This is a genomic window from Marivirga sp., from assembly GCF_035704835.1.
Classification (GTDB): domain Bacteria; phylum Bacteroidota; class Bacteroidia; order Cytophagales; family Cyclobacteriaceae; genus Marivirga.
Window position 1 is genome coordinate 69,231 of record NZ_DASSWQ010000079.1, and the last position, 14,541, is coordinate 83,771.

Genomic DNA, 14,541 nt, shown 5'->3' on the forward strand with positions numbered 1-14,541 from the left:
ATGAAGCTGCAAATTGGTCTGATATAGTACCATATTTCCCAATCTTTATCCCAGCGTTTCAAAACGCATTTGTTTTTATAAACAGCCCGCAAGCAGTATAGTACTCCTCCAATTCCACCCATTAAAGTACTTTGAAGAATTGGTAGATATGTAATTAACTTATCAGATAAATCAATGAAATTTGCAAAAATAAATATTGAAATAATCAAAAGGATTAGAAAAAGTTGATATAATATGATCTTGATCATAGCGAAATTTTATTTTCTTTAAAGATTTGTAATTGCTTTTCCCAAAATAATGGGTTTTTAGGATTTCTACCTAAACTAGACACATAATTCACTTTGTCCTTATGGCAGTTTTTATATTTTTTGTAGTTAGAGCAGAAGCATTTTATGTTGTTAGGATGATCCTTTAGACCACAAACCAACTCTAGAAACATGATTATTTCATCTCTATTTTTCAATTCAAAATACTTATTGTAAAATTGATAGAAACCAGAAAGGTCATGATCGTATCCACTCAAGTAATCCTCACCATGCAGTACCCTATATTCATCTGCAAGTCTAGGTTTAAGAATATCTTCCATAAATGAAATGGATGTTAATCCCTGCATACAAATTATTTGTTCCTCAGCCCATGTAGCAAAACATAAATTACCATATGAAGGATATACATGCCTATCCATTATTTTTGGAACCTCATTGCCAATTTCAATTACTTTTGGAAATACAAAAGGGAACTGTGGAGTAAAATGAATTGATAAATAGAATGTATAAATATACTTACCTTCTCCATTCCTTAAGGTAATATAACCCCGAAAAAAATCTTTAATAAGTAGATTTTCGATTCGCTTCATAGTAGGATATCGCCTTTCAAAATTGGCGATATCCTCTAATCTAGAATTTAAATTATCAACAAGCATAATGACCAGTAACTATTGATTTGCTTGCCAAAACACTTGCCCCTTCAAGGTTTATATTAATTTCTTCATCTGTTCTTTCGAAGTATGATTCATTAATCTCAAAAATGATAGGCTTAGGATTTCCTTCACTAAAATTTGTATCTGTATTTAAGAAATGACTATTTTTAACAAATTCTAGATATTCGTCTTTAGCAGCTTGATGAGGTGGATTAGGCTTGCTTGATTTAACCTTTCTACTCGAAGCGATAACATAAGCATCTTCTCTTCCTTGTTCTAGTATATCTAACGAATACTCTTTAGGACTTTTATTTTCTTCATTTTCATAAGGGACATTATTAAAAAATGACCAAGAGCAATGATGTGGTGACTCAAAAATATCCCATTCAAGTCTATCCATATTGCTATATTTTTTACTTTTCTCTAAAATCCTTTCCCATTGAAAATGGTCTGCATCTCCTGCAGTTAAGTATTTGCAAATAAAATCATCATTACTTCTTTCAAATGCAAATTGTATGACAATGCTACTTGAATTTTTATCTTCTTTAGCAGTCGATTTTATCAAACTTTCCTTAAATGGTGCATGGATAAAAAATTCAAAATAATCATCTGAACACCCAGAGATGTGGTTGTTTGTCAAAATTTCTCCTGGAATACTATTAGGAACATTATTAAATTTATCATCATGATCATATCCGAAAAAGCGAATTCTATTCCCATCATCATTCTTTGATGAATCATTTTCTTTCCAAAGCTTCAATCTTCTTTCCGCTTCTTTTTTTAATTCCTTGGCACTATCATTAGAAGCATTATTCAGTAAACAAGATGTGACCCATAGTTCTTTTATGAAAATTAATTCTTCTTCCTGTGATGATTTGTCATACTTTTCAGGTTTCTGATTGTAAAAGAAATGTTTGTGAAAATTCAGGCAATGATCTTCATCTGGATGAGATAATATGAATACATCTAATTCATATTTATTTCCTGTATTGTTGACATTCTTCAGGAGATCAGTTTTAACATCAAAGATATGATTTCCTGTTTCAGGATGAATTTCACCATCTCTGATTTTGCAATCATTTAAAATAGTTTGACCATTCTTTAATTTGATGAGTGTAGTATCACCGTTTCCTACGGGATAAATTTTGATAATTGTACTTTTTTTTCCCATGACTTCTATTTTAGGGTTAAACATAATTTAACTGTTGCTTAGCCTTAAAGAAGTCATTTTGATGAACGGTTTTGAAAATAAATTCAAATCGGTTACTATTGTGTCGCAAAACATAAAACAACTTGCTTTTTCAGCAAAGCAAAATTTTATTAGGCAGGCTTTAAAGTCTGCCTTTTTTTGTTTGGTTTTACAATGGCTGTGCCAAACTATACAAACCCTGACTTATTGACAGATATTTGAGAGATATTCTCTGAATTTAATTGTAAAAATATGATTTTATACAATTTATATCGATATTAGGAGAAAATTTCGTGAAATGATAATAAGTTTTGAAATCCAAAATTATAAATCGATAAAAGAAAATTTAACCATTTCTTTTGAAGCTCAGTCCATTCGTCAAAGGGTCAATGAAAGCACATTTTCATTGGATTCTAACCCAACTGATAAGTCGTTTTTAAAGGCGATAAGTTTTTACGGAGCTAATGCTAGTGGTAAGTCTAATATTATCAAAGCGATTAGTATTATGCGAGATGTCATAATCAATTCAGGAAGTTATCAAATTGATCATGAAATAGATGTTGAACCCTATGTTTTGTCCACGCAAACAAAAAATCAACCCTCTCGCTTTGAATTAACCTTTGTAATCAATGATTCTATATACAGGTATGGATTTATAATTAACAGTCAGAAAGTCATTGAAGAGTGGTTATATCTTGTATTAAAAACTACAGAAAAGCCATATTTTGTCAGGTACGAATCAGGTATTGAAATCAGTAATAATTTTAATGAGGGCTTTGGGAGAGATAAATATGTAAAACCCAATTCATTGTTTCTCTCAACTTTAGCAAATCTGAATGCAAATATTTCAACTCAAATTGTTGGGTATTTTAATCTAATGAATGTGATTACTGGCACAAATTACTCGGCCTTCACTAATTTTACTGCCAAACATATTGAGAATACGGAATTGCGAGGGTTTATTTTAGAGATCTTCAAAAAAGGTGGATTGAGTGAAATCACTGGTGCAAGGGTTATAAGTGAAAACCTTAATAACTCATCCTTAAACTTTTTAAGTGATGAAATTAAAAGTATTGTTAAAAGGACTATTCGTAAACAGATAAAAATAATTACTAAGCATGAAGTATTTGACAGTTCCGGAAGTAAAATTGAGGATATTGAATTCGATTTAAATAAAGAATCTTTAGGGACACAAAAAATATTTGCGTTGGCAGGAATTATTGCTTTTGCTTTAAAAAATGGATTACCCATTGTAATAGATGAATTAGATGCAAGATTGCATCCCTTACTTTTGCTTTATATAGTTAAGTTATTTTCAACAGCTGAATCTAATCCACATGGAAGTCAATTAATATTTGCAAGTCATAATACTAATTTACTAAGTACTGGTTTATTAAGAAGAGATCAGGCTTACTTAATATCAAAAACCAATCAAGGGACTGAAGCAAAAACAATCCATGATTTAAATATTAGGAGTGATGCATCATTTGAAAAAGATTATTTACAGGGCGAATATGGAGCTATTCCTAATATAAATTTAGGCCAAATTCCGATTTTTGATCAATTTGGTAAATGAGTTTTTTATTTTCTTGAATTTGAATTCAATTTCTAAATCCAATTAAACTCCTAATTGATATATTTGTATTTTTAATTTTTTAATACATTACCCTTACGTTTATTTATTATTTTCAGGATTTCCATTTTCTTGCTTTATAAGTTCATAAAGCTCAGTAAGTGTTGTATGAAGCCTATTACGTTCAGCAATGACATCATTTATAAATTTCAAGTTCATTTTTATACCTTCTTCCTTTGGTAATCCCTTTTTTGTTGAAACCCAATGAAGATTAATCGTTTCACCATCAAATTCTGAAAAGTCTTTAGGAATTTTCATTTTGCGATGAGCAGCCATATTTCTGATTTCAATTAGGCTATTTATTGACTGGGTTAAGTCTTTATTTCTCTTGTCAAATTCTTGAAAATAATTCTTCACAATGTAAGTAAGCATCAACATTTTACTGGAAAATGAAACGCCTGATTGCTTATGGACAAGTAGTCTATATAGATCTTCAACACGAGCCGAATTACTGCCTGAGAGAAATTCAGTTACACAAGTGTCAACTCCTGTTTCAATAAATATTGTCTCATGGATTATCGTCCCTCGATAGTTTGCGCAAAGGCGAGACATTTTTTCTAGAGTTTGTTGTGTCATCATTTTAATAAATTATGTGGCTAATGAATTAAATACAACTCTTTTTTGATTTACTAGTAGGTTTCATCTCCCTTGAACGATTTTAACTTCTTCATCAGTCAATCCATAAAGTTGATATACCAATTGATCAATTTCAGCTTCTAATTCAGATACATCTAGGTCAGGATTTTCTTTTTTACGATTAATAATTTCGTTCACTTTATTAGTGATTACAGTCTTTTGACTTTCATTTGCCGTTGCAATTGGCACCTGGCTAAAGTATTTCCAAATTAGTTGGTAACCATTTTGAATAGCAGTGCAATATTTTGAAATTAGCCACCATCCTAATTTTGAATTTAATATTCCAAGCAATACTTTATCATCTGTAGGAATAATCCAAACAGAATCATTACAGTATTGACCTTCTTCGTCATATATAAAACATGGTTTTATCTGGAATCTTTGATACATAATTTTAGGTCTTTCAAATTCTTTCCAGTAAGCAATAGAATCTTGTGTTTCAAACCATTTTCCAGATGTCTTTTTACGTGACCCATTCTCCCCACTTTGTTCCAATCGCTTTATTCCAAAAGACTTTAAATGATTTTTAATACCTGTAAAATCATCAATATTCAATCTAAGGCTTGGGAAAGTACCAATTAGATAGGAATTTTCAGATTTCGAATACCAAGGAGTAATATCTCTCCCTCTAAGCATGGGCTTAATTAATGTTATGGAATTAGGGTCAACTTCTGTTATTTGATTTTTAGTTTTTTCATTTATAAAAAATGCGGAAGATAAGCCCGTTTTAATGCCGTAGTTTGCAACTCCTGTCAAAAATTCATTTAGGGGTTTACTTATAGACTTAATTTTTTCAAGTAAATCTTGATCCTCTGAATTAGAAATTATCCAAGTTTCATTATTTAGTGAATTCTGATTTATTACATTTCTATGAGTATCAATATACACTTGAAATCCATTAGGGAATTTAAGTGTATCTATGTTTATTACTTTTAAATCTTCATTTGGATTTGATTTTTGGGCAAATAAAATACATGGATATGTTGTAGCTTCTTCAAAAACTTGCAAGTCACCGAAATTTAAGAACTCTACAATATTATGTTCGAGTAAAAACTTTCTTGCATTTCTACCATATCCAGCTTGCATAAACTTATTAGGCATTATGTATGTGAATTCGCCATTCTTTTTCAAGATCGAATATCCTTTTTCTATAAAAAAAACATAAATATCTGCTGTGCCAGAATAAGTAGGGAATGTACTCTTGAAATAGTTTTTAAACTCTTTTAATTCCTCTTGTCTAATATAAGGTGGATTACCAATGACTACATCAAAGCCCAAATAGTCTCCTTTGTCACTTAACACTTCTGGAAATTCAAAACGCCATTCAAAGGCATTATTAAAAATCGGGTTATTTTGCTTCTCCTTTATTTTTTGGTTTAAGTTTTCAATAGTATCCTCTATAGTTCTTTTATCCTTTAATTGCTTTTTGGAGAGTTTAGTATCAAATAATTGTTTAGACTGATATCTTTCATATAATTTTTCGTTTTCTTTTTGTAAATCGCGCACATCACGATCAGAGTATTTAGCTATATCAGTTCTAAAATCTCCTTTAATTATATCTATTAGTCGTTCAAAGTCTCTTTTTTCTTCTTTGGTCTTTGCGTTTTGATATGACTTTACTGCTGCTTTATATGTGCCGACATTCCATTTTTTATTTTTCAGTATCTTACTTATGCTAACATCCAAATCGAAACGGCTGACTAAAGAATTGCCACATTTGATATTAATATCAATATTTGGGAGGGTTTCAAGTTCAGTTTCGTTTTTATAATAGGCATTTTTGAGAAGTTCAATCCACAAACGTAATCGACAAATTTTAACTGAATTAGGATTAATATCTACACCAAACAGGCAATTTTCAATGATTGCCTGTTTTTCATGAAAAAGAGCTTCTTGTACTCGCTGACTCTCTTTATTCTTGATAGAGTACTCAAATAATTCGCTGTCATCATCTGTAATAACTAACTCATCATTTATAACTTCAAAATGATACTCTTTTAGCCGTTTACCTTCTCTATCTTGAAGTATTTTTAAATCATTTTTAACTGCAATAATCTCATTGAGAGCTGATACCAAGAAATGACCTGAACCAACTGCAGGATCACATATTTTTAAGCTGTTTATAATAGTGTTAGCTTCATTTCTATCTTCTATTTTATCATATAGTTCATCAAAATTTCTACAATTCCATTCCTTTATCTCATTAAATTTTTGTACTACAGATCTTCTGATGCTCTCCCTGCATATATACATCGTAATGAATCCAGGTGTGAAAAATGATCCATCTTTATATCCATTGATTTTTTCAAATATTAAACCTAGTACTGATGCATTAATTAAAGTTTTATTATCTTCTTGAATTTCTTCTCCACCTTCACTACTAAAGTCATAAGCTTCAAGAAAGGCAAATAGATATTCTAGGGTATTCAGTTTTCCACTTCTTTTTTTTCCATTACTGTTTTTCAGTACTGTATTGGGATGCAATGGTATTTCCTTTTCGTCTCGTAGGTTGCTAATGAAAAGTGTATTATGCTCTAAATCATTTGGTTCAAATAAGGAAGAGTTTAGGTATGGTACTTTTTGAAAGCTGTTTTGAATTTCCTCGCTACGGTCGTTATTTTTCTTTGCTAATACTTGGAAGAATAGGCTGTTAAGATCATCAAAATTTTTTATTTTTTTATAATTCAAAAACGCATAAGAGTCATCTCCTTTATGATAATTAATTAATTGAGCCTCCATTAGTTTTAGAAACAAAATTCTGTTGATCCATGTAATACAAAGTTGAAGTCCAACATTAAAGAGTCTATCTCCATTTGTTGTACCATATTGATTTGGTTTTTCTAATCGATATATCTTATCTAAAGAGTCTAATTGGATAATTGTATTTTCAAGTAAAGTTCCTGCATTTCGCTCACTTTCTTTTTTTCTGCCAATTACTCTTTTTCCACCTTGCTTTTCATCAGTTAAACCTATTATATGCAATAGTTCCTTATAAAATTTGCTGTCAAGAGAGTTGCTGTCATTTTTGAAGCGTAACTTAAGTAGGTGCTCCGGGGATAGAAGTTTGAATAGAACAATTAATTTATTATCGTCTTTCTCATCATTATTTAAAAGTGGTTTTTTATACTCATTTAAGTCAAAATAAGTATAATCCAATTGACCTAGTACTTTTTCAATAAAAGGATTTGCAATTTCTTTATAAAAGAAATCTGTAGTATTACCACTTAAGCGACCATCTTCAAATTCTTTAAATTGATTCACTAAGGGTTTATTATTGTAGAATAGTTTTTCGAAAAGTTGAGCATCAAAGATGAACCATTCATTAATATTTGTGGCTATTAAGTGTTTAAGCTCTTTGTTGTTTTGATGGACTCGTTCACGTAAGTAATAAAGTAATAGTTCCTGTAATGCTTTTGTATTCAGTTTTTTGGTTGACAGCATTTCTGCTTTATTACTAGCCTTTTTAGTTTCTATAATTACCCCAACACTAGAATCAGCATTTTTCCCATTATGTACTACTAAATCACTACTTTCTTTTGTATTGATATAGTGGTTAGGATCATAATAGGTCTTTTTTAAAAAATCTATTAGAACGATTTTATTATGTTCTTCACGTTTTTCATTATCAGCCCTTTCAATCAATTGAATCATATTGATTTTAAAGTTTTCAATAGACTCTCGGTAAGGCTTAACCTTTAGAAATGCTTTATTGAGTGATTTTCGGGGAGTCAGTATCTTATGGTTTGACATTCAAATAAAAATAAGGATTTATAAATTGAAGTCAATTTAATAGAATTTACTTAAAAGGTTAAATTATTCATAACAAAGTAAAATGGACTATCATCAATTTATACTGACCTCAATAGAATCAAGTTTATCAATATGATTTTAAAAAATCAATCTATCTGGTTTGAATCCCCCTTGTTCTTGCAAGTCAATATAACCTAGTTGATTTGTCATAAGTTGAGTTTCCCCAATTTGAAAATCTTTCCTGTTTGCATGATGATGACCATAAATCCAGTAATTGGGCTTAAATTCTTTAATAAAATCATCCAATTCAACTGCAAAGGCTTCATTCAATATACTTCCTTGGTATTTTAAAGGGTAATTTATTTTGGTGGGTACATGATGTGTAATTACTATTGACTTTTCATTTTCACTACATTCCTCCAACTCCTTCTGAATAAATGAAAGGCAGTCTTCATGAAGCTGATTATATTTTTTAGGTCTAAGGCTTAATCCATCATCTTTAATCACTCTAAAATCATTCATACCACGTTTTATGTCATTTGCATACTGATCTCCAATTGAAGTCCAGAGCGTGCTAAAGATGATTTTATAATCTCCGTATTGAATTGATTTATTATTTAGTAAAATGACATTATCTCGAATTTGCTCTTGAATTGAACCGCTTCTTTCATTTATATCTGATTGGTAATATTCATGATTGCCAGGGATCCAATAGACCATCTCAAAATTATCAGATACATAATCGAAAAAGTTATCTGCTGCATGCATCATATTGAAAGGAATAATATCACCAGCCAAAATCAAAATATCACCTTTAGCTTCCAAAGGGTATTTCTCAATATAGGCTTTGTTCATTATGAACTCTAAATGAAGGTCTGATGCAAATTGGATTTTCATGGATAAAAGTTATAAAATCTAAGCTGTTTTAAAAATTGTCTTCTGATCTCATTTAAGATTTTTTCAATTTTCAGAGTATTTATAAATAAACGAAAAAATAAATTCTCTGGAATTTAAAACTTTCAGACTATTTATTAATAGAAGTATTTAAAAATAGGGCTGAATAAGCAAAAAGCACGTTTTAGTAGGGCTTTTTTTGCTGTCCTCTAAAAGGAGTTTGATTTTTTTAAGCTTTACAAAGTATTTATATACAATTGAAAATTGATAAAAAAAATATTGACCACAATTCTGTCATAAGATTGCAAAATATGATGAAAGTGCCACTGACACTTTTTGTTTGTTTCGTGCCTTCTTTGGTGGCTATAGTAGTGCTGGCCAGTCCTAATGCGGCAGGCATTATAGTAATGCTTTTCTTATTGATGGGAACTGTCGCTTGTTTGGTATGGGGAGTTTCTATTTATTTAAAAATACATAGAGAAGATAATCAATTATGAATATATATGGTTTCAAAGTTCCTTACAATTTCATTAACAATTAAAATACTGATAAGCCTATAAAAAGAAAGCCGTTGGATCCCCACCCAACGGCTATATTTCAACCAAAACCTTACAAAGTCATTGACTTGATAAGATACCTCAAATTAAATTAATTTATTACACAGATGCAAGTAGCTTCAAATGAAATAACCTTATTTCTAAGGTTTGCAATAATCAATGAAATGGGAAATGCTTAAATGGAAAAAAAATTAAGCCTTATTTTGACGTGATTCCACCTTTTTCACAATTTCAGAAGGTTTGATTCCTAAAACAACACAAAGTCTGAAAAGGGTGGGAATGGAAGGAAATGATATTTTCCGTTCAATCCTAGAAAGCACAACTCGTTCCATATTTGCAAGATCACACAGCTTCTGCTGAGTAAGGCCTTTTTCTAACCTTACCTCCTTTAATACATCTGCAAAATACTCTTTAAGTAATTCTTCCACGATGGAAAGGTAAAATTGACCGAGCATTTACCTTGAATGGAATTGTACTCATTGATAGAATTTATTATATTTCGACTTCACTATTAACCTTAGTAAAATGGAAAAAGCGTTAAAATTAACAGTCAATGATTATACCGATGAAGAAGTAAAGGAATTTGATGGGCTAAGAAAATACTGCTCTATGGAATCAATGGATATAGAGCTTTTAAAAGCCTCAAAACAACCAGAAGAGAAGATTGAAAAATATAAGGAATATAAGGAAATATGCCTTTCAAATTACAGAGCTGCAAACTTAAGAGAACCTTCATTGCTTAGACAACGAGATTTCCACGAATTTTCTAAGGAAGAACTTGAAAAGTTTACTGATCTATTTAAAATCAAGATTTTAGACCCCTCTTATGTATTTGAAAATATTCAAGAGAAAAGATTGTTCAAAGAAGTTATGATTGCCTTTCACTTGGCAGGGCCAGGAGTTTTGTTAAGATAAGAAACAGAACAAAAATAGAGAAGTCATGGAAAAGAGAAGATTTACAATAGGTTATTATACAGGCGAGGAATTTGACCGCCCGAAGCTAAAAGAAACCCATGAGGGCATTAAAGAAGCTGTCAGATGGTGTCAGAGAAACTATGTGCCACTTGCAGTAGTGGAAATTACCGAATGGGATACAGAGGAAAATTTAACTCCAAAAGCATTAGCATCATGCATCTTAGAAGATGCTTATGAAAGCCAGATGGAATCATTGCCCAATTAACAAATTCAATTTTAAACTATTAATCAAAACCATTATGAAAAAACTATCATTCACTATTATTAGCATATTAACCCTTGCCTTCATTTCATGCGGACAAGAAAAAAAAGAAACCAGATTTCCGGACGGATCCATCAAAGAAAGATTTGAATATTCTGTTGATGAAAATGGGTCTGAATTGAAAAACGGTGAATACACCCAATTTTATCCCAACGGACAAGTGAGAACCAAAGGAATATATGAAAACAACCTCTCTACTGGTTTATGGAAAAAGTGGGATAAAAAAGGTAATCTGATAAAAGAATACACCGCCAAGGAAGGAAATTATCACGGAGAAGAAATATCCTATAATTCCAAAGGTGACACTATTAAGAAAAATACCTATGATGAGGGCATTTTAACCTATTTACTGGAATATGATGAAGAAGGCAAACTGATTAAAGACATAAAATTGGAAGAAGGGCATAATAAGTCAATACTGGGAAAATGGAAAATTCATGATAAAACATATGAATTTTTGGAAAATGGCACAGTTTTAATCGGGGAAAGAAAAATAAAGGGCACTTATCAAGCTAATGCGGAAAAGATCAAGATCAATGGGCAAATATTTAATATTTTAACCCTAAACAATGACCATCTAATTTATGGGCGCAAGACTTTTACTGGCTCGATGAATATTACAGGAGAAAGAATTTAATTTTTTAACACTTAATAAATAATCCATTCATGAAGAAACTATCACTTACAATTTTAAGCTTCCTTATTGCCCTTTCAGTAATGGCTCAGGAAGAATCATTTGATCAAGTCAATAAAACTGACGGCAGCTCAATAGAAGTAAAGGTAACCAAGGTTACTACCGACTTTATAGAATACAATTTCCCAGATGAATCCTTGACAAATCAATTAAAAACATCTGAAATTGAATCCATTGTTTTCGCATCGGGAAGAACTCAAACCTTTGAGCAGGAAGATAAAAAGGAGGTAAAAACTGTTTCCTGGGAAGATGTAAAAGTCTATGAGGACGAAAACCAAGTTGCTTCTATGGAAATGGTCGATGATCTTGAAGTTGAAAAGAGTAAATATTACGGTGCGAAGAAAAAACTAAGGGAAGTAGCAATCGTGGCCATGAAAAAAGAAGCTGCAGCCAAAGGTGGTCATGCCGTTTTGATTACTGGCTATTTCGGTCAGACCATGCCAGTGATTTCGGTCAAATGGTGCCACTGTAAAAGATGATGCAAAGTAGTAAAAATTAATTATTCATTCTTCAAAATTCCTTTTCTTAGTGACTCTCCTTTTAGATCAATTCTGTGAGAAGAGTTGACCAATCGGTCAAGGATAGCATCTGCAATAGTGCCTTCCCCGATAATGTCATACCATGCAGATACCGGTATTTGTGAGGAGACTATCGTGCTTTTTTGATTGAAGCGGTCATCAATAATATCCATCAAGGCTTCCCGTGCATGCGTATCAAAGGCTTGAAGACCAAAATCATCCATTATAAGCAAGTCTACTTTTAATAGTTTTTTGAGTTCCCTGAGATAAGTACCGTCCACTTTTGATAGTTTTAACATGGAGAGTAAACGAGCTGTATTGGTATAATAAACCCTGTAACCCATCAGACAAGCCTGATTGCCCAGTGCCTGCGCCAAGTAACTTTTTCCAACCCCTGAAGCTCCTGTGAGTATAATGTTCTCCTTTTTTGTGATAAAGTCCAGGGTAGCCAGTCGGCTAAACATATTTTTATCAAGGTTCCTGGCCTCGGTATAGCTTACCTCTGCAACAGAGGCTTTTTGGCGAAAGCCGGCTTGTTTAAGCAACCTGGTTATTTTCTTGTTTTCCCGGTCTTCCCACTCATGGTCAGCCATCAGGGCCATGTATTCATCAGGGGTAATGTCGGTAAACTTGTTGTTTTTAACGTGTTGCAGGTGCAGTTCCGCCATGGCGGTCAGGCGCATCTGTTTTAATTTTTCCACTGTTTGATTGTTGTTCATGTGCGTTATATTTAATTGTGTTTATAAAATTATTGATAAGCCTTTGCCCCACGGATATTACCATGGGCCGGTATATGGGATTGCGTATTGTCTTTTCCCTGCTCCTCAAATAAGTCTTTGTCAAGGTTCTTTTGCAGGATGTTTTTAATGCGTGTATAAGAGACGGCATCTGCGTACACGGCACGCTTGCAGGCATTGTCCAGTCTTTTAGACCCGTATTGGCGATGGAGCTGAATAATACCCATTGCCCTTTTATAAGCTGTTTCAGGATAATCACATTCAATGAACAGGCCGTTTATACAGGCCAGCACGTTCTCTCCGTGGACGGCAGCTTTCTTTTTGAAAAATTCAGGGCTCCAGTCGGTATAATCTCTATGAGTACTGCTCAGGTGTTTTTTATTGGTGTTATAGTGCCCCGTTGAAGGATTGCGCTGATGTGAAGCTATCCGCTCATGATAGTAATAGACCTCGACAGTTGAAGAGGTATAATGGATCATGGTGTACTTGCCTATATAGCGGTACGGCACACTGTAATAGCTTTTGTCAGGGGAAAAATATACATAGCCTATCTTCTGCACTTTTGCCCTGCAATAGTCCTTGAGTTCATGGGGCTGTGAAGGAAGTGGTTTAAGATAAGCCCTTTCCACTGACTGGAAAAGTTCTCTTCTGCTGGCCTGTTTTCTTTGGAAGAGTGCATCGTTATAGTCGACCAGTAGCTTTTGTATCTCCCTGTTCAAATCCTGCAAAGAGAAAAAAGTCATCTGCCGCAACGGATAATATATCCGCTGATAGCTTAGTTGCACAGCGTTTTCCACCAAAGCCTTGTCCTGTGGCGAGTAGCTCCTGGTAGGGTTGATGACACAGTTGTAATGATGGGCAAAGTCCTTGAAGGAGCGGTTGATGTCCGGCTCGTACTTACTTGCCCTGGTAACCGCTGACTTTAAGTTGTCGGAAACAATTGCCTTGGGCACCCCTCCGTAAAAAGCCATTGCATGGTTCATGCAAGTGATCAAGTCTTCCCTTTCTTGGCTTTTACAAGCCTCTACATACGTGTACTGGCTATTGGGCAATATGGCCACAAATACCTCAACGGGAATCTGCTCACCCGTTTCTTTGTCCACGATATGTAGCTTTGAGCCGGCAAAATCAATGTAGAGCTCTTTGCCCGGTTCATGCTCAAGCTTCATGGAGCCTTTTGTATTGGAGAACTTACGCCTGTAATGCTCCATGAACTGGGTATAGCTGTAAGGCTCTTTAGCTTGCAGCTTGTAATCCTCATAATGATAAAGGAAAGTGAAGCCGGGATGGTTACGGGCCTGGTTTACCTTCTCAAAGTATCGCATCAGCTCATCGAAGCGCGCATTTTTGATGGTGGTCTGGGAAGGGAAAAGTTCTTTTAGCCTGCCCACATCGAACTGCAGGAGCTCTTCCGCTTTATAATCGCTGGCTTTTATAAGCTTGATATAGCTGTTTACCGTATTGCGGGAAATGCCTAAAGTATCGCCAATCTGCCGATTGCTCAGGTTATCGAGGTGTAGTGTAATTATTTGTTTGATGTCCATAGGATCAAGAGTATTAGCCATATCGTTTTTTTATTTTCGATATAGCATGTTTTACTTGATCTTTCACAGTGGCATGTCATAGGCATCCCTTCGGGGCAATTAGAACCGTGACAGCTGGCACAAATCAAACCGTTTTAACGCAGCCTCAAAGCAGCAATATTGGCACAGTTTGAACCGAAATCACTGGCACTATAAAACCGAAATGGGTGGCACAAATCGAACCGAATTAGCCA

The 14,541-nt window shown here is 33.2% G+C and carries 15 protein-coding genes; 6 read left to right on the top strand and 9 right to left on the bottom strand.

The window, feature by feature from the left end; translation table 11 throughout:
• Window positions 1-171: 171 nt before the first annotated feature.
• The 3 genes from VFM92_RS16945 to VFM92_RS13975 are packed head-to-tail and all read right to left on the bottom strand — an operon-like array spanning window position 172 to window position 2,090.
• Window positions 172-312, bottom strand: coding sequence for a BBE domain-containing protein (locus tag VFM92_RS16945; protein ID WP_414675576.1), 141 nt, complete (start codon window positions 310-312; stop codon window positions 172-174).
• Window positions 245-856, bottom strand: a complete 612-nt coding sequence (locus VFM92_RS13970) for a hypothetical protein (protein ID WP_325122848.1) — start codon at window positions 854-856, stop codon at window positions 245-247. The genes VFM92_RS16945 and VFM92_RS13970 overlap by 68 nt, the downstream gene beginning before the upstream one ends.
• Window positions 857-911: 55 nt before the next feature.
• Window positions 912-2,090, bottom strand: coding sequence for a cobyric acid synthase CobQ (locus VFM92_RS13975; RefSeq protein WP_325122849.1), 1,179 nt, complete (start codon window positions 2,088-2,090; stop codon window positions 912-914).
• A gap of 316 nt (window positions 2,091-2,406) precedes the next feature.
• Between VFM92_RS13975 and VFM92_RS13980 the strand changes: the two genes are divergently transcribed.
• Entirely contained in the window at window positions 2,407-3,684 is a 1,278-nt protein-coding gene (locus VFM92_RS13980; RefSeq protein ID WP_325122850.1) for an ATP-binding protein, read from the top strand.
• A gap of 99 nt (window positions 3,685-3,783) precedes the next feature.
• Here the strand turns inward: VFM92_RS13980 and VFM92_RS13985 are convergent, their stop codons facing one another.
• The 3 genes from VFM92_RS13985 to VFM92_RS13995 all read right to left on the bottom strand — a co-directional run bounded on the left by VFM92_RS13985 (window position 3,784) and on the right by VFM92_RS13995 (window position 9,024).
• A complete protein-coding gene (locus tag VFM92_RS13985) occupies window positions 3,784-4,320 on the bottom strand; it encodes a hypothetical protein (protein ID WP_325122851.1) in 537 nt (178 codons plus the stop codon).
• Window positions 4,321-4,380: 60 nt separating this feature from the next.
• Entirely contained in the window at window positions 4,381-8,127 is a 3,747-nt protein-coding gene (locus tag VFM92_RS13990) for a class I SAM-dependent DNA methyltransferase (RefSeq protein WP_325122852.1), read from the bottom strand.
• Between the two features lie 138 nt (window positions 8,128-8,265).
• A complete protein-coding gene (locus tag VFM92_RS13995) occupies window positions 8,266-9,024 on the bottom strand; it encodes a metallophosphoesterase (protein ID WP_325122853.1) in 759 nt (252 codons plus the stop codon).
• A gap of 308 nt (window positions 9,025-9,332) precedes the next feature.
• On the opposite strand from VFM92_RS13995, the gene VFM92_RS14000 reads away from it, so the two are divergent.
• Window positions 9,333-9,518: a hypothetical protein gene (locus tag VFM92_RS14000; RefSeq protein WP_325122854.1), complete on the top strand. Its 186-nt coding sequence runs from the start codon at window positions 9,333-9,335 to the stop codon at window positions 9,516-9,518.
• A gap of 251 nt (window positions 9,519-9,769) precedes the next feature.
• Here VFM92_RS14000 and VFM92_RS14005 read toward each other — a convergent pair whose 3' ends face one another.
• Complete coding sequence (locus tag VFM92_RS14005) at window positions 9,770-10,033, bottom strand: helix-turn-helix domain-containing protein (RefSeq protein WP_013455612.1); 264 nt, start codon at window positions 10,031-10,033, stop codon at window positions 9,770-9,772.
• Between the two features lie 70 nt (window positions 10,034-10,103).
• Here VFM92_RS14005 and VFM92_RS14010 point away from each other — a divergent pair, with 70 nt between their 5' ends.
• Genes VFM92_RS14010 through VFM92_RS14025 form a run of 4 tightly spaced genes read left to right on the top strand, consistent with a single transcriptional unit; the run spans window position 10,104 to window position 11,988 of the window.
• On the top strand, window positions 10,104-10,493 hold the full coding sequence (locus VFM92_RS14010) for a hypothetical protein (RefSeq protein WP_013455613.1): 390 nt from the start codon (window positions 10,104-10,106) through the stop codon (window positions 10,491-10,493).
• A gap of 25 nt (window positions 10,494-10,518) precedes the next feature.
• Window positions 10,519-10,758, top strand: coding sequence for a hypothetical protein (locus tag VFM92_RS14015; protein WP_325122855.1), 240 nt, complete (start codon window positions 10,519-10,521; stop codon window positions 10,756-10,758).
• 34 nt (window positions 10,759-10,792) lie between these two features.
• Entirely contained in the window at window positions 10,793-11,452 is a 660-nt protein-coding gene (locus tag VFM92_RS14020) for a hypothetical protein (RefSeq protein ID WP_325122856.1), read from the top strand.
• 29 nt (window positions 11,453-11,481) lie between these two features.
• Complete coding sequence (locus tag VFM92_RS14025) at window positions 11,482-11,988, top strand: hypothetical protein (RefSeq protein WP_325122857.1); 507 nt, start codon at window positions 11,482-11,484, stop codon at window positions 11,986-11,988.
• 20 nt (window positions 11,989-12,008) lie between these two features.
• On the opposite strand, the gene istB is transcribed toward VFM92_RS14025, so the two are convergent.
• A complete protein-coding gene (gene istB, locus VFM92_RS14030) occupies window positions 12,009-12,746 on the bottom strand; it encodes an IS21-like element helper ATPase IstB (protein ID WP_325122858.1) in 738 nt (245 codons plus the stop codon).
• Between the two features lie 29 nt (window positions 12,747-12,775).
• The gene (istA, locus tag VFM92_RS14035) at window positions 12,776-14,329 is read right to left on the bottom strand and encodes an IS21 family transposase (RefSeq protein WP_325122859.1); all 1,554 of its coding nucleotides are present in this window, start codon (window positions 14,327-14,329) and stop codon (window positions 12,776-12,778) included.
• Window positions 14,330-14,541 lie beyond the last annotated feature (212 nt).